At 69.6% G+C, this 20,058-nt stretch carries 26 protein-coding genes; 9 read left to right on the top strand and 17 right to left on the bottom strand.

The genetic code is table 11. The annotated features are described in order from the left end of the window. Window positions 1-224: 224 nt before the first annotated feature. From H4W81_RS14435 to H4W81_RS14420, 4 genes are all read right to left on the bottom strand, one after another. Complete coding sequence (locus H4W81_RS14435) at window positions 225-647, bottom strand: hypothetical protein (protein WP_192775276.1); 423 nt, start codon at window positions 645-647, stop codon at window positions 225-227. 245 nt (window positions 648-892) lie between these two features. Beyond that, on the bottom strand, window positions 893-1,207 hold the full coding sequence (locus H4W81_RS14430) for a winged helix-turn-helix domain-containing protein (RefSeq protein WP_192775275.1): 315 nt from the start codon (window positions 1,205-1,207) through the stop codon (window positions 893-895). After that, window positions 1,207-1,599 carry a hypothetical protein gene (locus tag H4W81_RS14425; protein WP_192775274.1) on the bottom strand — a complete coding sequence of 131 codons (393 nt, stop codon included), beginning with the start codon at window positions 1,597-1,599 and terminating at the stop codon, window positions 1,207-1,209. The genes H4W81_RS14430 and H4W81_RS14425 overlap by 1 nt, the downstream gene beginning before the upstream one ends. Window positions 1,600-2,063: 464 nt before the next feature. After that, complete coding sequence (locus H4W81_RS14420) at window positions 2,064-2,675, bottom strand: TetR/AcrR family transcriptional regulator (protein WP_318781739.1); 612 nt, start codon at window positions 2,673-2,675, stop codon at window positions 2,064-2,066. A 77-nt stretch (window positions 2,676-2,752) separates the two neighbouring features. On the opposite strand from H4W81_RS14420, the gene H4W81_RS14415 reads away from it, so the two are divergent. Then, window positions 2,753-3,613: an NAD(P)H-binding protein gene (locus H4W81_RS14415; protein ID WP_192775273.1), complete on the top strand. Its 861-nt coding sequence runs from the start codon at window positions 2,753-2,755 to the stop codon at window positions 3,611-3,613. A gap of 383 nt (window positions 3,614-3,996) precedes the next feature. On the opposite strand, the gene H4W81_RS14410 is transcribed toward H4W81_RS14415, so the two are convergent. Then, window positions 3,997-4,929 carry a helix-turn-helix transcriptional regulator gene (locus tag H4W81_RS14410; RefSeq protein WP_192775272.1) on the bottom strand — a complete coding sequence of 311 codons (933 nt, stop codon included), beginning with the start codon at window positions 4,927-4,929 and terminating at the stop codon, window positions 3,997-3,999. Between the two features lie 79 nt (window positions 4,930-5,008). Here H4W81_RS14410 and H4W81_RS14405 point away from each other — a divergent pair, with 79 nt between their 5' ends. Beyond that, window positions 5,009-5,416: a VOC family protein gene (locus tag H4W81_RS14405; RefSeq protein WP_192775271.1), complete on the top strand. Its 408-nt coding sequence runs from the start codon at window positions 5,009-5,011 to the stop codon at window positions 5,414-5,416. Next, the gene (locus tag H4W81_RS14400; protein WP_192775270.1) at window positions 5,413-5,955 is read left to right on the top strand and encodes a YdeI/OmpD-associated family protein; all 543 of its coding nucleotides are present in this window, start codon (window positions 5,413-5,415) and stop codon (window positions 5,953-5,955) included. The genes H4W81_RS14405 and H4W81_RS14400 overlap by 4 nt, the downstream gene beginning before the upstream one ends. A gap of 230 nt (window positions 5,956-6,185) precedes the next feature. On the opposite strand, the gene H4W81_RS14395 is transcribed toward H4W81_RS14400, so the two are convergent. Together H4W81_RS14395 and H4W81_RS14390 are read right to left on the bottom strand one after the other, a co-directional pair. Beyond that, window positions 6,186-6,614 (bottom strand): MmcQ/YjbR family DNA-binding protein, encoded by a 429-nt coding sequence (locus H4W81_RS14395; RefSeq protein ID WP_192775269.1) that lies wholly within the window; start codon window positions 6,612-6,614, stop codon window positions 6,186-6,188. 65 nt (window positions 6,615-6,679) lie between these two features. Further along, window positions 6,680-7,111, bottom strand: coding sequence for a nuclear transport factor 2 family protein (locus H4W81_RS14390; protein WP_192775268.1), 432 nt, complete (start codon window positions 7,109-7,111; stop codon window positions 6,680-6,682). A gap of 86 nt (window positions 7,112-7,197) precedes the next feature. On the opposite strand from H4W81_RS14390, the gene H4W81_RS14385 reads away from it, so the two are divergent. Further along, entirely contained in the window at window positions 7,198-7,767 is a 570-nt protein-coding gene (locus H4W81_RS14385; RefSeq protein WP_192775267.1) for a PadR family transcriptional regulator, read from the top strand. After that, entirely contained in the window at window positions 7,754-8,572 is an 819-nt protein-coding gene (locus tag H4W81_RS14380) for an SGNH/GDSL hydrolase family protein (RefSeq protein WP_192775266.1), read from the top strand. Before H4W81_RS14385 ends, H4W81_RS14380 begins: the two co-directional genes overlap by 14 nt. A 45-nt stretch (window positions 8,573-8,617) precedes the next feature. Here the strand turns inward: H4W81_RS14380 and pqqE are convergent, their stop codons facing one another. From pqqE to H4W81_RS14340, 8 genes are all read right to left on the bottom strand, one after another. After that, window positions 8,618-9,688 (bottom strand): pyrroloquinoline quinone biosynthesis protein PqqE, encoded by a 1,071-nt coding sequence (gene pqqE, locus H4W81_RS14375; protein ID WP_318781738.1) that lies wholly within the window; start codon window positions 9,686-9,688, stop codon window positions 8,618-8,620. Beyond that, window positions 9,685-9,924, bottom strand: a complete 240-nt coding sequence (gene pqqD / locus H4W81_RS14370) for a pyrroloquinoline quinone biosynthesis peptide chaperone PqqD (RefSeq protein ID WP_192775264.1) — start codon at window positions 9,922-9,924, stop codon at window positions 9,685-9,687. The genes pqqE and pqqD overlap by 4 nt, the downstream gene beginning before the upstream one ends. After that, window positions 9,921-10,592, bottom strand: a complete 672-nt coding sequence (gene pqqC / locus H4W81_RS14365; protein WP_192775263.1) for a pyrroloquinoline-quinone synthase PqqC — start codon at window positions 10,590-10,592, stop codon at window positions 9,921-9,923. The genes pqqD and pqqC overlap by 4 nt, the downstream gene beginning before the upstream one ends. After that, window positions 10,589-11,461 carry a pyrroloquinoline quinone biosynthesis protein PqqB gene (gene pqqB / locus H4W81_RS14360; protein WP_192775262.1) on the bottom strand — a complete coding sequence of 291 codons (873 nt, stop codon included), beginning with the start codon at window positions 11,459-11,461 and terminating at the stop codon, window positions 10,589-10,591. The genes pqqC and pqqB overlap by 4 nt, the downstream gene beginning before the upstream one ends. A gap of 16 nt (window positions 11,462-11,477) precedes the next feature. Next, a complete protein-coding gene (locus H4W81_RS47195) occupies window positions 11,478-11,630 on the bottom strand; it encodes a hypothetical protein (RefSeq protein ID WP_225958620.1) in 153 nt (50 codons plus the stop codon). A 284-nt stretch (window positions 11,631-11,914) separates the two neighbouring features. Then, window positions 11,915-13,009, bottom strand: a complete 1,095-nt coding sequence (locus tag H4W81_RS14350; RefSeq protein ID WP_192775261.1) for a winged helix DNA-binding domain-containing protein — start codon at window positions 13,007-13,009, stop codon at window positions 11,915-11,917. A gap of 7 nt (window positions 13,010-13,016) precedes the next feature. After that, complete coding sequence (locus H4W81_RS48605) at window positions 13,017-13,295, bottom strand: aldo/keto reductase (protein WP_318781737.1); 279 nt, start codon at window positions 13,293-13,295, stop codon at window positions 13,017-13,019. A 177-nt stretch (window positions 13,296-13,472) separates the two neighbouring features. Then, window positions 13,473-13,895: a VOC family protein gene (locus H4W81_RS14340; protein ID WP_192775260.1), complete on the bottom strand. Its 423-nt coding sequence runs from the start codon at window positions 13,893-13,895 to the stop codon at window positions 13,473-13,475. Between the two features lie 159 nt (window positions 13,896-14,054). Here H4W81_RS14340 and H4W81_RS14335 point away from each other — a divergent pair, with 159 nt between their 5' ends. From H4W81_RS14335 to H4W81_RS14325, 3 genes are all read left to right on the top strand, one after another. Next, complete coding sequence (locus H4W81_RS14335) at window positions 14,055-15,050, top strand: helix-turn-helix transcriptional regulator (protein WP_192780798.1); 996 nt, start codon at window positions 14,055-14,057, stop codon at window positions 15,048-15,050. 1 nt (window position 15,051) lies between these two features. Beyond that, the gene (locus H4W81_RS14330) at window positions 15,052-15,522 is read left to right on the top strand and encodes a hypothetical protein (RefSeq protein ID WP_192775259.1); all 471 of its coding nucleotides are present in this window, start codon (window positions 15,052-15,054) and stop codon (window positions 15,520-15,522) included. 397 nt (window positions 15,523-15,919) lie between these two features. Further along, a complete protein-coding gene (locus H4W81_RS14325) occupies window positions 15,920-16,537 on the top strand; it encodes a hypothetical protein (RefSeq protein WP_192775258.1) in 618 nt (205 codons plus the stop codon). 99 nt (window positions 16,538-16,636) lie between these two features. Here the strand turns inward: H4W81_RS14325 and H4W81_RS14320 are convergent, their stop codons facing one another. Together H4W81_RS14320 and H4W81_RS14315 are read right to left on the bottom strand one after the other, a co-directional pair. Continuing rightward, the gene (locus tag H4W81_RS14320) at window positions 16,637-17,668 is read right to left on the bottom strand and encodes a tyrosine-type recombinase/integrase (RefSeq protein ID WP_192775257.1); all 1,032 of its coding nucleotides are present in this window, start codon (window positions 17,666-17,668) and stop codon (window positions 16,637-16,639) included. A gap of 262 nt (window positions 17,669-17,930) precedes the next feature. After that, window positions 17,931-18,299, bottom strand: coding sequence for a hypothetical protein (locus H4W81_RS14315; protein ID WP_192775256.1), 369 nt, complete (start codon window positions 18,297-18,299; stop codon window positions 17,931-17,933). Window positions 18,300-18,707: 408 nt separating this feature from the next. On the opposite strand from H4W81_RS14315, the gene H4W81_RS14310 reads away from it, so the two are divergent. Further along, the gene (locus tag H4W81_RS14310) at window positions 18,708-19,898 is read left to right on the top strand and encodes a DUF418 domain-containing protein (RefSeq protein ID WP_318781736.1); all 1,191 of its coding nucleotides are present in this window, start codon (window positions 18,708-18,710) and stop codon (window positions 19,896-19,898) included. The last annotated feature ends 160 nt before the right edge of the window (window positions 19,899-20,058 follow it).

The raw sequence follows: 20,058 nt of genomic DNA, 5'->3' as shown, positions 1-20,058 counted from the left end.
CTTGTTGAGTCGGGCCAACACAGGAGCAACGCGGCCCCTCAAGGGGGCTATGCCCGGTGCAATGGGCGGCAGGACGGGGGCTTTCGCCGCCCGCCGCGGTGGTCGCGGCGAGCGACGAATCACGGGCGACGCGGGCCGCCATGGCGCGCCAAGTCGGCCGTGACGGCTGCACGACTTCGAGCAGCCGGCCCGCCTTGAGAACCGCTCATGATCGCCGAGTGGTATCAGCGGCAGGCGACCCAGCCGCTGTCGTAGTTGGGGGAGTAATTGGAGGCGCTGGCGTAGCCGGTCACCCTGACGCAGCGGTCCTTGCCGTAGGTCTTGACCGGGCCGGCGTACTTTCGGTAGTTGCCGGAATCGGATTTCGTGGCACTGTCGGTCTTGCTGCGGATGCTGACGGAAATCCGGCCCTTGTCGCCGGCCGTCGAGGTCCACACGTTGACGGCGCAGTTGTAGCCAGTCCTGGAGTCGTAATACAGGTGGAGGCGGCTGACGGGGATCTCAAGCCCGTTGTTCAACGTCCAGCTCCGGACCAGTCCGCCGGAGCAGCCGTACGCGCCGGCTTGGGCGGCGGTGGCCGGAGTGGTGGCGATGAAAGCGGTGGCGGCGATCAGCGTGGCCGCCGCGCCGAGTACGCGTCTGTTCACAACACAACCTTTCCGTAGGAACGTCGATACTTGATCGACGATCTCAAGGCGGAGATTGTTCATGTGAGAGGGGTCACCCGACTGTGGCGCGCCGTACGGTGCCCCTCGATCGCGGCGGGGGATCTCCTGGAGATGCCGGTACGGGGGCCGTACAGGGGTGCCGGTGAGAATTGCGTCACGCGCCTCGACCGAACGGCATCGTCGCGGACGCTCAAGCCTGCGATAGAGATGGCGCCAGGACAGGGTCAGCGGCCGTTCTCAGGTCCCGGCGTTCGGGCGAGCGCGACGATTCGCTCCAGTGCCGCCGCGTGCCGCTGGAGCGCCTGCCTCCCTTCCGGAGTGAGCCGCACGTAGGTGCGGCGCGCACGCTTGTCCTGGCCCTTGCGCACCTCGACGTACCCGGCGGAGGCCAGTGCGGAGACCTGCTTGGACAGCGCCGAGTCACTGGTTCCGATCGTGTCCCTGAGGAAGCCGAAATCGACCCAGTCGGCCGGCGCCAGCAGCGCGACGATCGACAACCGCGCGGGCACGTGCAGGAATTCATCGAAGAATGGATCCATCAGCCGCTCTTGTCGTCCTGCTGGATGATCGCCTTCATGACCCGGCGGGTCAGGGGCATGATCGCAACATATGTCACGGCCGTCACGGCGCCGGCGACGGCGGCCTGGGACAGCAGTCCGTGCGCCGGCACGCCGAGCAAGAAGAAGGCGGCGATCCGGGAGATGCCGAAAACCAGCAGAAGAACGGCCGTCAATGCCAGGTAAACCCCTACCTCCTGGCCGGTGGGCTTCCTGCGGACGGAGGCCCAGTGTGCGTACACGATTCCGATGCCTGCGTACAGACCGAAGCCGAGCAGGCTGCCGACGGTAGGCCAAGGGCGCGGGAGATCGGTCGATCCCAGCCCGGCGAAGAGGCCGAGCGCCGAGATGACCACGCAGGGCAGCGGGAACATCTGGCGGACGATCTCCTCACGAGTTCTGCCCTGGAGGCGGCGGATGGTGTCGAGGGAGGACTGGGCGTCCTGAGAATTCATGGGCCATCCTTGATGTCGACTGCTTTCCTATGAGGAAAGTATCATCTACTTTCCTCATAGGAAAGTACCCAGTGCCGGAACTTGTTCGCCCCGGGATCAGCGCTGCACGCGGGGCCGTGGGTGGTCCGTAGCTGTCCGTGCGCCGCGTAGATGACCGTCTGGTGGTACGGCGTGCGCGGCGACGCGAGGGCGTCGAGCGGTTCGCGGCGACCCATGAAGTTCCGAACGCCCTGCCCGGTGGGGCGACATCATGCTCGCGGGCGACGTCATCGAGTGCTGACGGGCAAGGTCCGCACAGAGGGTGTTTCGCGGGAGAGCCCAACTCCCCCGCGTGCCGCCCGCTGACTGCCTTACTCGGGGAAAGCAGTCCCCCGGGAAGGATCTCAAAGGTCTCGGCGGTCGGTGCCGTCTCCGTGCAGGGTGTCGAGCCAGCGGGTGAGGCGGCTTCCCTCGCGGGTCATGATCTCCGGGTCGCGTAGGGCGTTGGCCAGCAGTGACATGCCCTGGTACGCGCCGACCAGCGCGATCGCGAGGTCGTCGGGATCGGGCAGTCCGGCCTCGCGGAACTGGCCTTCCACCCAGTCCAGCAGCAACCGGATGACCTTGCCCGCTTCCAGGTCGATGCCGCCCTCGGCGCGCTTGTCGAGCTCGACGGCCAGGGTGCCGGTGGGGCAGCCGTAGCGGGCCGCGACGTCGCGCTGGCCGACCCAGGCGTCGATCAGCGCCTTGAGTCGTTCGATCGGGTCGGGGAGCTTGTCGAGCTCGCCGGTGAGTTCCGCGAGGTGCCCGGAATGCTCGGCCAGGGCCGCCTGGACCAGCTCGTCCTTGGTCTTGAAGTAGTAATACACGTTCCCGACGGGCACGTCGGCGGCCGCGGCGATGTCGGCGATGGTCGTGCGCTCCACGCCCTGCTGATGCAGGACCCGAGCGGCCGCGGCCATCAGCCGCCGCCGCTTGTCTCCCCCCCGCGCCCGAGACTTTGTTGAGTTAGTCACCCCACTAACTATAGACGCGCGCCCACTCGGCTGTGCTACGGTTCCAACTAAGTCAGGCAACTAACTAAGGAATCGACATGATCGTAGTAACGGGAGCGACCGGAAACGTCGGACGGACGCTGGTGGAGCTGCTGGTCGAGGCGGGCGAGTCGGTGACGGCCGTCTCGCGGAAGATCACCGAGGCTGACGTGCCCCAGGGAGTGCGGGTGACCGCCGCCGACCTGGCCGACCCCGCGGGCCTCCGGCCCGCCTTCGACGGCGCCGACGCGCTGTTCCTGCTCATCTCCGGCGACTTCGTGTCCGTCGCCGACGATCCGGGCGGCATCGTCAGCGACGTCCTCGCCGACGCGAAGGCCGGGGGAGTCGGACGGGTCGTGTTGCTGTCCTCCCAGGGAGTCGTCACCCGGCCCGAGTCATCCTCCCATGGGAGCACCGCCCGCTCCATCGAGGACGCCGTCCGGCAGTCGGGCCTGGACTGGACGATCCTGCGGCCCGGTGGCTTCGCCTCCAACGTTTACGCCTGGGCCGAGTCGATCCGGGCCCAGCGGACCGTCGCCGCGCCGTTCGGTGACGTCAGCCTGCCGTTCGTCGACCCGGCCGACATCGCCGAGGTCGCCGCCGTGGTCCTGCGCGAGGACGGTCACACCGGGAAGGTATACGAGCTGACCGGGCCCGCCCTCACCACGCCCAGGCAGCGAGCCGAGGCGATCGGTGAGGCGCTCGGCGAGCCGATCCGGTTCGTCGAGCAGTCTCGCGAGGAGGCCCGCGCGCAGATGCTGCAGTTCATGCCCGAGCCCGTGGTCGAGACCACCCTGGCCATCATCGGCGAGCCCACCCCGGCCGAGCAGCGCATCAGCCCTGACATCGAGCAGGTGCTCGGCCGCGCGCCCCGCCCGTTCGCCGCCTGGGCCCAGCGCCACGTCGCCGCCTTCCGCTAGAACGGGCTTCACTGGCGGCTTCCGGCGAGGCCGGCACGTGCCCCGCCGGCCTGCGGCAGGGCCGGCACCCGCGATGTCGCCTTTTGGCAGGCCCAGCACCTGTGCCGTCGCCTTCCGAGGGGACCGGCACCTGTGCCGTCGCCTTCCGAAGGAGCCGGTACCCGCGATGGCCCTGTGCCGTCGTCTTCCGACGGGACCGGGAGCTGCTCTCCTGCTTTTCGTCAGCCGACGCCTGCGCCATGGGCCCCGATAGCGCGGGCACCTGCGCTGTCGGCTTCGGCCGGCGTTTCTTGGGGCGTCAGCCCTCGTCCCCGCTGCGCGGGCCGCGGCCGGGTGGCTCGTCTGGGGCGGCGTGGGAAGGTCTCCCGATGTGCCGATCCAGGTCACGCGTTCGCGTACCGGGCGGCCAGAGAGTGCAGGAGGTCGCGTAGCTCCGGTGGGTCCAGGACGGTGAACGGCACGTCGAGGCTGCCCAGGAAGGCGGCGAGATTGATCAGGGAGTCACCGCCGGTCTCCAGCACCCCGTCGTCGTGCAGCAGACCCACCGTGGGCGGCAGGATGTCGGAGAGCTGCGCCAGGGGAGCGTGCAGGCGGACGCGGGCCGGGTATCGCCAGGCCGTCGAGCCGACGCCGCGCACGACGTGAGTGGCGGCGTCGCTCGGCGGACGCCGGGGGGTGAAACGCGGGCCGTTCGGTGTGCGAGGGCGGATGCGGTCGGCGCGGAAGGTGCGCCAGTCGGCGCGGACGGTGTCCCAGGCCAGCAGGTACCAGCGGCGGCCGGTGTAGACGAGGCGGTGGGGCTCGGCCGTGCGCGAGCCCGCCGTACCGTCGCGATCCTCGTAGTCGAAGCGCAGCTGCTCGTGGTCGCGGATGGCGGCGGCGATGACGGTGAGGGTCTCGGCGTCCACTGTGGGGCCACGGCCGGCGACCGACACGGTGGCCGCCCCCAGCGCGTCGATGCGGCGGCGCAGCCGTGAGGGGAGCATCTGCTGGAGCTTGGTGAGGGCGCGCAGCGAGGTCTCCTCGATGCCGGTCACCGTTCCGGCGGCCGCCGCGTGGAGGCTGACGGCCACGGCCACCGCCTCCTCGTCGTCCAGGATCAGCGGGGGCAGGGCCGCGCCCGCGCCGAGGCGGTAGCCGCCGGCCGTACCGGTGGTGGAGTGGATCCGGTAGCCGAGGATGCGCAGCCGCTCGATGTCGTTGCGCACGGTCCTGGTGGTCACGTCGAGCCGTTCGGCCAGCTCGCGGCCCGGCCACTCGGGACGCGACTGGAGGAGGGACAGCAGGCGGAGCAGGCGGACCGAGGTTTCCAACATTTCCTCATTCTGCCAGGCATTGAGGAAACGGAGGTTCCTCAAGGGCTCCTATGGTTTGAGCAGACGAAAGGAGCACCACATGCTGCGAGGACTCGCCACCGTCAACATCTGGGCCGACGACCTGGAGGCGGCCAAGAAGTGGTACGCCGAGCTGCTGGGCGTCGAGCCGTACTTCGAGCGTCCGGGCAACGGGCAGCCGGCCGCCTACTACGAGTTCAGGATCGGCGACTACCAGGCCGAGCTCGGCCTCATCGATCGGCGCTTCGCCCCGCCGAACGCCGCCACCGTCCCCGGTGGCGCGGTCATCCACTGGCACGTCGACGACGTCCAGGGCACGCTTGACCGGCTGCTGTCGATGGGGGCCACGCCGTACCTGCCGCTCACCGAGCACGGGCCCGGCTTCGTCACCGCCTCCGTCGTCGACCCGTTCGGCAACGTCCTCGGCATCATGTACAACCAGCACTACCTGGAGATCCTGGGCCGATGATGCACTTGACGGATGCCGCCCAGTGGGAGTCGTGGCTGGCCGAGCACCACGAGGACGAGGGCGGCGTCTGGCTGAAGATCGCTAAGAAGGGCTCGGCCGCCACCTCGATCACGATCACCGAGGCGCTGGAGGTCGCGCTGTGCTACGGCTGGATCGACAGCCAACGCAAGTCCTGTGACGAGCACTTCTACCTCCAGCGGTACTCGCGTCGCCGCAAGGGCAGCCCATGGTCGCGGGTGAACGTCGAGCTCGTGGAGAAGTTGACCGCCGCCGGGCGCATGCGGCCGCCCGGCCTGGCGGAGGTCGCCGCCGCCCAGGCGGACGGCCGCTGGGCGGCGGCCTACACCGCCCAGCGCAACGCCACCGTCCCGCCCGACCTGGCTGAGGCACTGGCGGCGAACCCGGAGGCCGCCGCCCGCTTCGAGGCACTCGACAAGACCGGCCGATACCTGGTGATCCTGTCGCTGCTGAAGGCCAGGACCCCGGCCGGGCGCGCGGCTCGCCTCCAGAAGGCGATCTCCGGCCTGCAGAGCCGGTGACCCCGGTGATGCGGAGCGGGCCGGCTTCCCGCCGGCCTGCTCCGGCACCTCAGGGCCGGCGCCGGACGGCACCGCCGCATCAGGGCCGCCGTCAGACGGCGCCGCCACATCAAGGCAGGGTCCGGACGGCGCCGCCGGCATCAGGGCCGGGGCCAGACGACGTCGGCGAGGAAGGACTTGATGGCCGTCCCCACCTGACCGAGGATCTCGGCGGTCCTGTGCAAAGGCGTCTACGGCTCTTCGGCGGCAGGGGTGGGGGTCGAGTCGCGGGTCGCGTGGTCGGCGTCGTATGCGGCGACGGCGCGTTTGCTCGCGAGCATCCGCCAGGCCTGTTCCAGCAGCGCGCCGACCTCGGCCCAGTCCGGCCGTACGTCGTGGAGCTCGACGCCGACCCACCCCCGGACGTAGGCCGGGCGGAAGTATCGATCGGGATCGGCCGTGAGCAGCGTCTCGAGTTCGCCGGGTGGCGCCTTCACGCACAGGGCGAGCCTGCCGTCGCCGTGGTGGTCGACGAGCAACCACGCGAGCCGCTTACGTCCCAGCATGAAGGCGATGTGCCCGAACGAGTCCTCGGCGATCACCCCGGGAAGCGCGGCGACCAGCTCGACCAGCCGCCCGCGCAGCCGTTCGACGTCCGCGTCCGTCCAGCTTCCCGCCATGGCCGACAGCCTAGAACGACACACCCACGGCGTGCGTCGGTCTTCCCGGTGGAAGGCGCGGCGCTTCAGTGATCAGCTGGTGCCGGCACCAGGCCGTCGGCGACCAGGCCGGCGAGTACCGCTTCGCCCAGCGCGTGGACCGCGGACTGCGGGCGGACCATCACCGTGAACTCCTTGATCAGGCCGCTCTCGTCGAACTGGAGGAGGTCGATGCCATGGATCTGCTTGCCGTTCACGGTGGCTCGGAACACCAGGACGACCGATGGCGCCTCCGTGCCGTCGGTGCTGGTCTCGGCGGTGCCGTCGAAGTGCCCGACGTAGCGGAAGTCATGAAAAGTGCGCAGCAGGACCCCGAACAGGCCCATGACCATGGGCCTGCCCTCGAAGGGGACGAACTTCACCGGGCTGTACAGGCGGATGTCGTCGGTGAACAGGTCGCTCAGCGCGGCCAGATCGCGAGCTTCGACGGCGGCCCGGAAGCGGTCTGTGGTCGTCAAGACTGCACCTCTATAGTCAAGAAAGTGATTAGTCATATAATTGAGCATGGCCCGCGTTCGTAGGGAAGAGGAAGGAGGGCGTCTCGATGGCGTTGCGGCATGCCGTACTGGCGGCTCTGCTGGACGAGGAGCTCAGCGGTTACCAGCTGGCGAAGGCGTTCGACATGGGCGTGGCCAACTTCTGGCACGCCCTGCCCCAGCAGCTGTACGCGGAGCTGGCCAAGCTGGAGAAGGAGGGGCTGGTCACCGGCCGTGAGGTGGTCCAGGAGACCCGGCCCAACAAGCGCCTCTTCAAGGTCACCGAGGCCGGTCTGGCCGAGCTGGAACGGTTCGCGGCAACCGCCAACAAGCACTCCTCCATCCGTGACGACCTTGTCGTCAAGGTCCAGGCCGTCGACCACGTCGACACCGACGAGGTGATAGCGCAGCTCACGGAGCGAGCGGCCCTCGCCGACGCGAAGATCGACCTGTTCAGCAGGCTGCTGCGGCAGATGCGCGGCGACCGGAGCGAAGAGGAGTTCCTGCGCCACGGTGACCGGATCGGCCCCTATCTGACCTGTCTACGTGGCCTCGCCTTCGAGCAGGGGAACAGCGATTGGTGCCGCCGGAGCGCGGCGGTCCTGCGGGAAAGGCAGGCGGCTCATGCCCAGCGGTGAATACCTGCGTTACGTCGCCCTGGGCGACAGCCAGACCGAGGGGCTCGGCGACGGCGACGACGTCACCGGCCTGCGGGGCTGGGCGGACCGGCTCGCCGAACAGCTCGCGGCGGGCAACCCCGGTTTCCAGTACGCCAATCTGGCGGTACGCGGACGCCTCGCCGCCCAGGTCCACGCCGAACAGCTCGGCCCCGCCCTCGCGCTGCGCCCCGACCTGGCCACCGTCGTCGCCGGAGTCAACGACCTGCTCCGGCCCCGGTGCGACGTCGACGAGGTGGCCGGACATCTGGAGGCGATGTTCGCCGCGCTCACCGCGCAAGGCGCCCGCGTGGCCACCCTCACCTTCCCCGACCTGGCGCGGATCACCCCGCTCGCCCGTCCGATCAGCTCCCGCGCGGCCGCCCTCAACCACCGCATCCGCGCGGCGGCCCGCCGCCACGGGGTCGTCGTCGCCGAGACCTCCCACCACCCGGTCGTTGCCGACCCCCGGCTGTGGAGCCAGGACCGGCAACACGCGAGCCCCCTCGGACACGAACGGATCGCGGCGGCCGTCGCCCACGCACTCCACCTCCCCGGCAGCTGCGACTCCTGGACCCACCCCTTGCCGTCGCCGGCGGTCCTCCCCTCCGGATGGCGCGCCGCGGCCACCGAACTGCGCTGGGCCGCCACCTTCCTCGGCCCGTGGATCGGCAGACGTCTCCGGGGCCGCTCCTCCGGCGACGGCCGCACGGCCAAACGCCCGCTCCTCCTTCCCGTCGAGACCCTCCCCAGAGGAAGCGAAACGAACGCGGCCGACCATTCCTGAGAGACAAGCCCCAGAGGAGAGCGTGTGTTCAGGGGCCGTGAGGTTCTATCCGAAAGGCCTGGTGACCGGGCGGTAGACGAACTCGCCCTCGCCGTCGCCCCCGGTGGTCAGCTCGGCGATCAGGTGGTGGTGGGGCGACAGCGCGCAGGCGGGGTCGGTGCGTCCCGCGTCCCCTGTCAGCGCGAACGCCTGGCACCGGCAGCCGCCGAAGTCGAGCTCGCGTCGCGGGCAGCTCGCGCACGGCTCGGCCATCCACGCCGTCCCCCGGTAGGCGTTGAACGCGGGGGAGTCCTTCCAGATCCACGCCAGATCGTGGTCTCGGACGTTCGGCGCCTCCAGCGGCAGGTCGTAGGCGGCCGGACAGGGGAGCACCCGTCCGTCGGGCGCGATGGTGAGCGAGATCGCCCCCCACCCGCCCATGCACGGCTTCGGCACCCCCTCGAAGTAGTCGGGCACGACCCAGATGAGCTCGAGTGAGGTCCTCGACCGCCAGGCGGCGACCTTCTCCGCCGCCGTCGCCAGCTGCTCGCGCGTGGGCAGCAGCGCCTTCCTGTTGAGCAGCCCCCAGCCGTAGAACTGGGTGTTGGCCAGCTCGATCCGCTCCACACCCCAGGCGATTCCCAGCTCGACGATCTGGTCGATGGAGTCGAGGTTGTGCCGGTGCAGTACGACGTTGAGGCCGAGCGGCAGGTCCCTGTCGCGGACCAGCGCGGCGGCCCGCTCCTTGGCGGCGAACGAGCGATGACCCGCGATGCGGTCGGACGCGGCGGCCGTGGCGTCCTGCACCGACAGCTGGACGCTGCGCAGTCCCGCGACCACCAGCGCGTCGAGCCGCTTCGCGGTCAGGCCCACGCCGCTGGTCACGAGCTGGCCGTAGATACCCGCCCGGTCCACCGCGGCGACGATTTGCGGCAGGTCGCGGCGCATCAGTGGCTCGCCGCCCGACAGGTGGACGTGCACGACGCCGAGCGCGGCCGCCTCGGCCATGACCCGCTCCCACTCCTCGGTGGTCAGCTCGCCCGATCGGGCGATCAGCTCGGTGGGGTTCGAGCAGTACGGGCAGCGTAACGGGCAGCCGTGGGTCAGCTCGGCCAGCATGGCCCAGGGGGCGTTCACCTGATCCATCCCTCCTCGCGGATGCGCTCGAGGAACTCGGTGACGTCCTCGCCCGCGCCTTCGGGGCACTCGGCGACGATCTCCTCGACGGTCCTGCCGCCGTCGCACAGCTTGACGATGGCGGCGGCCTCCTCGTTCAGCACGACGATCCGCTCGGGGACGATGAGCAGGTCGGCCTGCCGTACATCGCAGTGGCGGAGGGTGGCCGCGCGGGACAGGGCCGGTCGCCAGGTCACGAGCCGCCCCTGTCGACCGCGTCGAGCAGCGCCCACAGCACGTCGCACTTGTAGGAGAGCGCGGCGATCGCGCGCTCCTGGTCGGCGCGGTCGCGGGCCCAGTCGAGGACCAGGGCGAGCGCCTCGCCGCTGTCCTGCCGTCCCTGGTCCACCCTGATCCGGAAATATCGCAATCCGTCGGGGTCGATCCAGCGGTAGTGCTTCTCGAAGGCGTCGATCCTGGTGCGCATCAGGTCGGGTGCGAACAGCTCGGTCAGCGACGCCGCCACGGCCTCCAAGGGGCTGCCCAGGCGGCAGAGGTTGACGTAGCCCTCGACGGCCAGCCGTACCCCTGGAAGCACGCCCTCGCCCGACAGCAGCAGCTCGCGCCGCAGGCCCGCCGCCTCGCCCAGCCTGAGCCACCGCTCGATCCCGCCCTCGCCCTCGGCGGCGCCGTCGTGATCCTGGATCCTGCGCAGCCACATCCTGCGCAGCTCCGGCGTCTCCAGCTTGGCCATGATCAGCGCGTCCTTGATCGGGATGTGCCGCTGGTAGTGGAAGCGGTTGAGTATCCACCGCCGCAGCTCCTGCTCGCTGAGCTCGCCCGCGTGCATCCGCAGGTTGAACGGGTGCAGGTGGTGATATCGCTTTTCCGGTACGGCACGCAGCTCGGCCTCGAAGTCGCTCACAGCTCGATCACCATCCCGTCGGCGGCCACCTCGACGCCCACCTCGTCCAGCACCTTGTGGTGCGGGGCGCCGGGGTCGGCGAGGGGGTTGGTGTTGTTGAGGTGGGTGTACAGGGCGCGTCCCGGCAGGGCGGCCAGCCGTTCCATGGTCGCCTCGATCGACAGGTGGCCCATCTCGGTGGCGGTCCTGCTGGAGACGCCGGTACGGCGCGGCTCCTCCTCGTCCCAGAAGGTGCCGTCGACGATGACGCAGTCGGCGCCGTCCAGCCCGTCGGGCCACACGCCCATGGCGGGCGCGTAGACGCACACGCCGCCGGTCTCCCTGTCGGTCAGGCGCAGGGCCGCCACCCAGCCGTCGGCCTCCGAGTCCAGATCGGCGGCGTACCTCGGACGTTTGCCCGACACCGGCACCGCAGCGACCTCGATCGCGCCGCCCAGCGTCAGCCCGCCATGAGGGGTCAGCTCGCGCCAGGTCAGCCGGGTGTAGGGGGCGAGGGTCCGGTCGAGGCACAGGCCCCGCGTGAGCGCCTCGCGCACCGCGGACGTCGCGACGACCTCCAGCCCTTCGGCCTCGCGCAGGCGGGCGAGGCCGAGCGTGTGGTCGAGTTCGGCGTCGGTGAGGACCACGCCCGCGAGCGGCGTCCTGCGCGGCCCGGGGCCGGGGTGCAACGCTGCCGTCTGTTCGACCTGGTCGGCGATGTCGGGGGTGGCGTTCACGACGAAGCACCTGCCGTCGCCGACCTCGACGGCCAGCGAGGCGTGGCGACGGCGCCACCCGGGATGGACGCGTGCCCCGGAGCAGCCGGGGCACGCGCAGTTCCACTGGGGCAGGCCGCCACCGGCCGCCGTGCCCAGCACGTGCAGACGCATCGCGGCCCTCGCCCGGTTACCTGGTGGCCAGGAAGTAGGCCGACATCTCCATCGAGGCCTCCACCACCTGGTAGTCAGGCTTGTGCCAGGTGGTCTCCTCGCCGCGGGACTTGACGCGCTTCCCGTGGTTGCGGGGAGGGTGCTTTCCGTGCTCCTTGGGCTCCGGCATGGGTGAGCCACCTGCCTTCCGTGTGTTGTGTGTCACACACGTTATGACTGCGTTGAGCGGGTCCCGTCAAGGGTCCAAACAGACATAGGTCGGATCTATCCGGGTACAGCGGGCCCTGGAACGCAGGTAGCCACCCCACCGCCCGTGCCGGTTCTCCGGCCTGCTGACTGCTTCGGGACGCTGGGGCTCACCTTCTCGGGAGGCAACGCTCCCCGCGGACGGCGCCGCCGGCCGTTCACGTTTCGCGGATGGTCCCGTCAAGTCGGGACCTGGGCGCATGATCATCAGTTGTCGGTGTCAAGTTGGACGTGCTCGATGTCTTCGTCCAGGAAGGTGGTCAGGTCTTGGGCTTCGGCGCGGACGGCTTCTTGTTCCAGGGCGGTGAGGGAGCGGAGGGGGCTGATGTGGAGTTGGTGGTTGCGCACGGTCCAGGTAGCGGTGACGCGTCCGTCGAGAAGGACCGTGCGGTGGCCTGCGACGGACAGACCGAGGTGGGGGGCGTCGATGATGCGGCTACGGTCGTGGTAGCCGAGGATGGCATTGTCGAAGGCCGGTAGGAACCGGACGGGGGCCGGGGTGTCGGGGTGGGGGCGGGGTGCGTCGGGCAGATCGAGTAGTTCGCGGCCGCGTTCGTCGCGGAAGACGACGAGTTCTTCTCGGGCGGCTTTGATAGCGGCGGGAAGGCCGGCGAGGCCGCACCAGGCGCGTAGGTCCGCGCTGGCGGCGGGCCCGTAGGCGGCGAGGTAGCGGCGTAGCAGCTGCTGCCCGACGGGGTCGCTGTCCTCGGCGGGCAGGGGGGCGATGTCCCGTCCCAGCCAGGTGGCCAACGGCAGGTTGCGTACGCCGGCAGTCTGGTGCCACAGGCCGCGGGGCGGGAGCTGGGCCATGGGGATGAGGGCTGCGACGAGCAGCTCGCCCAGGACACGGCGTGGTGGGCCGGGCCAGCGGCTTTCGAGGGCTTGTACGAGCTCGCTCATGGTGCGGGGCTGCTGGTCGGCCATGGCCGCGCGGCCGGCGACGGCGACCTCGTCCAAGTCGATGTCGGCCAGTTCGCGCCGGTAGGTGCCCAGCACTCGCTGGCGCAGCATGGTGTCGTGGCGGGCTCGCCAGGCGAGCGCGTCGTCGGCGGTGACGAGGTGGACGGTGCGGCGCATCAGGTGGGTGCGCACCACCGTGCGGCCGGTCAGCGCATCGTCCAGTTGCTTGGGCTTGAAGTCGGCCAGGCGGGACCACAGCCCGATGAACGGTTCCTGGGGCTCTTGCGCCTGCAGGCCGCACAGGTGGGCCACCGCCTCGGGCACGGATGTGTCGCTGCGCTTGAGCAGGTGCTGGCGGGCGAGGGTGGCGCGGTTGAGGGCGCGGCTGTCGAGGACGGTCATGGCGTTCTCAGGCTGCGGCTCGCTCGTGGGTCGGGCGTCGGCGCAGGTCCGTGCGGTTGAGGGAGGGGGATGTGTAGGTGGGCTGCTCGGTTCGCAGGCGGTGCAGGCCGCGCTCCTGGGACACCCACTGGGCTTCGACGATTTCCGAGGCCGGCACGTTGGAGGAGCCGATCGCGCGGACCTTCCCGGCACGCACGAGGTCGGTGAGCGCGGAGAGGGTCTCCTCGATGTCGGTGTGCGGGTCGGGGTGGTGGATCTGGTAGAGGTCGATGTAGTCGGTCTGCATCCGCTTCCATGGTGCCCAGGCAGAAGGCGCTGACTTCCATGCCGGTCCGTCCCAGCTTCCGCATCCGCACGGTGACCCGCTTCCTTCCACTTCTCTACGTGTTCGGTGCCGGCGCCGTCCGGGCCGTCCGTGTGGCTGCGGCGGCCCGGACGGCGCAGGCATGTCAGGTCGGCTGGATCAGCCGTTGTACGGGGCGGTGACGTCCAGGACCCAGGTGACCCCGAACCGGTCGGTGAGCATGCCGTACAGCGGCGCCCACTGCGCAGGCTCCAGCGGACGCACGATGGTCGAGCCCTCGGCGAGCTTGCCCCACAGGGCGCTGATCTCCTCGGCGTCGTCACCGCGTACGGAGACGAAGAACGGGTTCTCGCCCTGGTTCCAGGGCAGTTGCGAGGGCACGTCGTAGGCCATGACGTGGAAGCCGTTGTCGCCGGCCACCTCGCCCCACATCACCCAGTCCGCCTCGCTCTCGTTCTGCACGGCGCCCGCGTCCTTGTAGGTGACCGCGACAGTACGTCCGCCGAAGACGGACTGGTAGAAGTCCAGCGCCTGACGTGCAGTGCCGCGGAAGTTCAGGTGAGTGGTGGTTGTGACGGACATGACCTGCTCCTTGCTCGATATGACGAATACGCCGCTGACCGTCCAAGCCCAAGCGGCGGCTGCCGTGACCAGGGGGGATGCCTTCCCGAACGGCTCGTATGCCACCATGGCGGAGGTAGAGGACAGGTTGTGTCCTGTACTGCAGGAAGAATGGATGTCATGCATAAAACGTCCTCCCGGCTGCTCGCGCTGCTCTCGCTGCTTCAAACGCACCGTGACTGGTCTGGCGAGGATCTCGCCGAGCGTCTCGGCATCACCTCGCGCACCGTGCGCCGTGACATCGACCGCCTGCGCGAACTCGGCTACCTGATCACGACCGTCAAAGGTCCGGCCGGCGGCTACCGCCTGGAGGCCGGCACTCACATGCCACCCATGCTGTTCGACGACGACCAGGCCGTCGCCCTGGCAGTCGCGCTGCAGACCGCAGCCACCGGCACCACCGTCGCCGAAGACGCCACCCGCGCCCTGGCCACCCTCCGCCAGGTCATGCCACCCCGCCTACGTCACCGCATAGACCTGCTGCGCATCACCGCCGTCCAACCTGCGGCCGGCGCCAATCCCCAGGTCGATGCTCAGGTCCTGATGGACCTGAGCCGCGTCATCCATGCCCGTGAGGAACTGCGCTTCGACTACGCGCCAGGCCCAAGCACCTCAGCCGACAACCCCCGCCGCGTACAACCCCACCACCTGGTCACCTGGCGTGGTCGCTGGTACCTCGTGGCCTGGGACCTCGACCGCGAGGACTGGCGCACCTTCCGCGTCGACCGCATCCGGCCCCGCACACCCACCGGCCCCCGCTTCGCCCCGCGCGAACTCCCCGGCGGCAACGTCTCCACCTTCATCACCAGCCGATTCCGCGGCAACGACGGCACCACCACCGACTGGCCCTGCCAAGGCGAAGTCATCCTCCACGTCCCGGCCGCCAACGTCGCACCCTTCGCCCAGGACGGAATCGTCGAGGAACTCAGCCCCCACCACTGCCGACTCACGCTCGGCTCCTGGTCATGGACCGGACTCGCCGCCACCATCGGCCGCTTCGACACCGATATCGAAGTCATCGGCCCACCCCAACTGGCCACCGCATTCGCAGACCTCGCCGCCCGCTACGCCCGCGCCGCACGCACCACAGGACCAGGCTCTGATCGCGCGGCGTGACATGCTGCATCGGCTCGCCACCGGCGACCGGGCTCTGCTGCCCGACCGCGTTCTCGCGAAGCTGGACAGGGTGGCCGCCGATCTCGGCTTCACCCCGGACGACGTGACGATGGCCCGGGAGGGCCTGGTGCTGATCAGGGCCCTGGTGCCGGAGGGCTTCGACGACTACATCTCCCGGGTCGAGCGCGGCCTCGACGACCCTCGGTACGTCTCCTTGATCAAGCGCATGTGGCGTGCCGCCGAGTGGGAGCCGGACGACCCCCGGGTTGACGAACTCGCCACAGCCCTGGCCGACCACTATCTCGCCCATCCCTCACTGCTGCCCATCCCGGCCGGACTCCAGGCCCGCACCGACGGCGCGAACCGGTACAGCCTGCTCGCCCACCACCGAGAAGAGCAGAAGCCAGCCTGGGCTCGGCTGAACGCGTTGGTCGAGGCGCATCTGCGCTCGGCCGGCATCGACATCGCGTAGCAGGCAGACCAAGTACGAGAGAAAGGGGAAGTGAGCCGTCCCGTCGGAGAAGAAGCAGTTCAGTGGGTACGTCGTGGCGGGCCGAGATGGCTCTCCACTCGGGTCGGCGTCACCAGAGGAAAAGTAGCTGTGAGTGATCAGCTCCCGCCATCCGATGGAGAGCCCGGACCACATCGTGGCTGTTCATCGGCCTCGCGAAAAGATCGGTATCCCAGGCGACTGCGGAGCGCTATGGCTTCGCATCCTGATCAAGGGGTCTGTCGAGAGGGCTTTGACCTGGCCTTTCTCGCTACTTTGCGGCCGGTGACGCCGACCCGAGTGGAGGGCCAGGTTGAGGAACCGGTCCTGAAGCTGTTCACACCCCGCAGCGTTCCTCGGCTACGTAGCCTCGGGAGCTATGAGCGAACATGAATCTGACCCAGAGGTCGTAGCCGAGTGCGTTTCCTTCGTGCGGATGTGGGCGGAAGCTGTACTGCGCCAGGTCGAGCGGGTGCACACGATGCGAGAGAAGCTCCACCGCGACGATCGTAACTACGAACGGATGGAGGACTGGAGTCCTACCGAGGAGGACCTCCAAGAGAACTTCCGCTCATTGTGGACAGAAGAGCACACCCTGATCTGGTCGGCTCATCAGCTTGAGAGGTGGAGCCGCCGCCTCGCACGTGAGCGACGCCAGGAGCCGCCTGAGCACGACAGGGTTCTGGCCGACGTACGTAATGCGCTGGAGCATCTTGACGATGCTGACTTCGATGACGGCCATGCAGTAGCGGTCACGGGTGGCAGGACGTGGTCCCTGAGGGCCCTGCCGGGGAGCCGCCTCCAGATCGCGGCAGGCGGCGACCTGTCGTTCGGTCTCATCAACGGGGCCGAGCTCCAGAGCCGCGCCCTGGCTGTGGTGAGGCGGATCGAGGACGAGTTGGAAGAGGCGGCCGTCGCCCGCTATCAGTCATGGCTGGCTGATGTCGAGAAAGAGGATCGGGCTCTGCGGCGTTTCCATGGCGGATCCGTCGGTTAAGCATCCGTCACAGCCCGACCGACGCTTTCCCTGGCGATCGGCGGGCCCACGGCATTGGCTGTGGAGCGGTGCCATGACGTCACGTGGGCTTCTCCTCGGTCACGTGGCCTGGGCTATGTCTGCGGGACGGGGTTCCCGCGTACCGGTGCGGGAGTGGAGGCGGCGTGCCACGACGGCGGCCAGGCGGCGGCCGGCGCGGTGGGCGGGGCTGCGCTCCAGCTGGTCGACGTGCAGGTAGGCCTGGGTGGTGCGCGGGTCGGCGTGGCCGAGCAGGGCCTGCACGACGTCGAGCGGCTCGCCGGCCCGCAGCAGCGCGGTGGCCACGCTGTGCCGGATGGCGTGCGGGGTGAGGGTGTGCGGGTCGGGGATGCCGGCGGAACTTGCGAGCCGCTGGAGAAGTTCCTGGACGTAGGAGCGCTGCAGCCGGGCGCCGGTGCGGGTGGCGAACAGCGGGCCGGGCGCTGACCCGCGCTCGGCGAGATAGGCGTCGAGGAGGGGGCCGGTGACGTCGTCGTCGATGACGACCCGGTGGGGGCGTCCGCCCTTGGCGGTCAGGGTGAGGATCCAGTGGTCACCGGCGTGCCCCAGGGCGGCCAGCTGGACGCCGGTCAGCTCGCTGATGCGGCAGGCGGTGGCCTTGAGCACCGCGACGATGGCGGCGGTGCGGGCGGATTGGTGCGCGACCGCGTGCATGACCAGGTCGTCCAGCTGGGCCTCGGTGAGGTAGCGGCTGGGCTTGCTGGCGCGTTTGGGCAGGTCCATGCGATGGAACGGGTTGCGCACCGCGGCGTCGGCCCGCTGAAGATAGGCGTACCAGCTGGAGCAGGCCGACAGGCGGCGGCGTCGGGTGCCGGGGGCCAGGCCGGCGTGCCGCATGGCGGCGGCGTAGGTGTCGGCCTCGATGAAGGAGACGTCGGTCAGGTCCATGCCGCGGGCCTGGATCCACCACAGCCACCAGGAGACGTCGCGGATGTAGCCGTCCTGGGTGGCGGGGGAGGAGCGGCGTTCGGACAGCAGCCAGCCGCCGGTCGCGGCCAGCACCGTGTCGGTGGCGCCCGCGGTGCGCAGCAGGGTGGCCAGGCCGCTCGCGTCGCGGGCCGGCGGCGGTGTGCCCTTGGCCGGCAGCTGCACCGGAAGGGCGCTGAGCGGGATCAGCTCGACGAAGTCGTCGGCGTCCTCGGCGTCGGCGTCCTCGTCCGGCGCGGCTCGTTGGCCGGTCGAGCAGGATGATCCCGGATGTGGTGAGGGCGTCCATCTCGCCTGCGGCGCCGGTCGCGATGCTCATTGCGTCCCCTGGCCGAGGTTGTCGCGGCGCCGCTGGGGCGGGCGGCAGAGCGGCCGCCGGTGGCGCCGACGGCGAACGCCGTCCGGCCGAGGCCGATGGTCGAGCCGGTCATGAACGGCTCGACCGGAAGCCGTCGATCAGCCCGATCACCGCGGCGGCCGGTGGCGCGGCATCGAATTCGACGCGCACGTTGCCGAGCAGGTCATGCACCGATAGCGGGATGCGCGGGAGATCGTCGCTGTCGCCAAACTCATCGATCCACTCGACCGCGATGTCGTCCACGGTGTAGATCGCGGCGTTCTTGCGGCTGCGCCCGTCCAGCGGCAGCCGATGCTCTCGTGCGTAGGCGTGGAGGGCGTCATCGATGCGCGCAATCCGCTCATCGTGGTCGTTGCGGCGGCGTTCCCGCTCGGCCGCGATCTGCCGGTCGAGCTCGGCACGCTGGCCAAGGAGCTGCTGCAGGGGGTCGTCGGTCATCTGGTCCTTCCTAGAGTCGGGCCTGTTGGGTGTCGGCAGCAGGAGCGGACGCGGGCGCGCCCGCCGCAGGATGATCATTCGTCCCACCGGGTGATGGCCAGGCCGCGGTCGATGAGGGCTAGCGCGCTGCTCGCAACCCGCTACCGGGTGCCGTCATCGGCCTCTAGCGCACGACCATTCTGAGAGAGATGACGAGGATGTCGATGCCGCCCCAGTGCTCGACGACGCTTGCGACGACCTGGCCCGGTCGGCAGTTTCGAGGGCGAGTCGGACGAGGTATGCCTGCCCGCCGCATACCTCGGACCATCGGTGCGTGGCAAAAGGCGGAAGGCCGTACATCGATGGATGTACGACCGTTTCGCCTGGTGGGACGAGGCCGGCAGGGTTTCGCGCGGCGAGGCTTGACGTGTGACAAGACGAATAGACGCACTGGACGTGTTACGCGGCGTGGCGATCATGGGCACGCTCGGGACGAACATCTGGATCTTCACCAATCCCGGCGGCCCGGCGGAGCTGATGGGGCTCGGCGGCGACATCGGTGTGGTGGAGACATTCCTGCGGTTCCTGTCCAACGGGAAGTTCCTCGGCCTGCTGACCCTGCTGTTCGGCATCGGCCTCGAACTGCAGTACCGCAGCGCGGTGCGCAAGGGGATGACCTGGCCGGGCAGACACCTCTGGCGCGCGACCCTGCTGTTCGCCGAGGGCGCGCTGCACTACATCCTGATCTTCGAGTTCGACGTGCTGATGGGCTACGCGATTACCTCCATGATCGTCGCGTACCTGATCGGCAGGAGCGATCGCACCGCGCGGATCTGGATGATCGCCGCGGGCACGGTGCTCGTCTCCCTGGTAGGCCTGCTGACGCTGGGCTTGCTGGCCTCGGGTGGCAGAGCCTTCACCAGCACCGCCACCACCCTCTACACCCAGGACGGCTGGACCGACCAGGTCGCCTCCCGCCTCCAGCAGCTCCTCCTCTACCGTTTGGAACTGGTCTTCATCATCGCCTTGGGCGTGGTGCTGTTCCTGCTCGGCTCACGGCTGCTGCGCGCCGGCGTCTTCGACGAACGCGGCGCGGGCCTGCGCAGGAAGCTGATCGTCATCGGACTCGGGGTCGCCGCGCCGCTGAACCTGCTCACCTCCTTCGCCGGGCTCGCCTGGTTCGCCGTCGACCGCTACATCCTGGCGCCATTGGTCGCGCTGGGCCTGCTGGGGCTGATCAGCTCGATCGTCCTCGGCATGAGTGGCTCGCCGGGCGTGGTTCGCACGGCCGTCGCGAACGTCGGACGCATGGCACTGTCCTGTTACGTCTTCCAGAACCTGGTCGCCAGCGCGCTCTGCTATGGCTGGGGCCTGGGCCTGGCCGCCGAGCTCGACTGGCTGCGCCCCTGGTGGGTGCCCGTGGCGTGGGCCGGGATCTGCCTGCTGTTCGTCATGTTGACTTCGCTGTGGCTGCGCCGGTTCGAGCGCGGGCCGCTCGAGCTGGCCTGGCAGTGGGCCTACCAGGCGCCATGGGCCAAGCATGCGGAAGTGACCGACCAAACGTCGAGGAAGACGTCACCGTCCACCGCGGGTCCTTCGACGCCGCCGAAGGCCAGCTAGAACTCGCCCCAGCCGTCATCGACGGTGGTCTGGTCCAACCCCCACACCTCGCAGCTGGTGTTGGCGTGGAACAGGTGCTGGTAGCCGTCCCCGTGGCGAGTGCTAGCAACGGTACCGACTACGCCATAGCGGTTGCCGCAAGGCTGTGGTTACGGTGATC

It is taken from the genome of Nonomuraea africana, from assembly GCF_014873535.1.
GTDB classification, from domain to species: Bacteria; Actinomycetota; Actinomycetes; order Streptosporangiales; family Streptosporangiaceae; genus Nonomuraea; species Nonomuraea africana.
The sequence above is the reverse complement of the archived record's forward strand: the minus strand, read 5'-3'. Positions and strand labels throughout refer to the sequence as shown.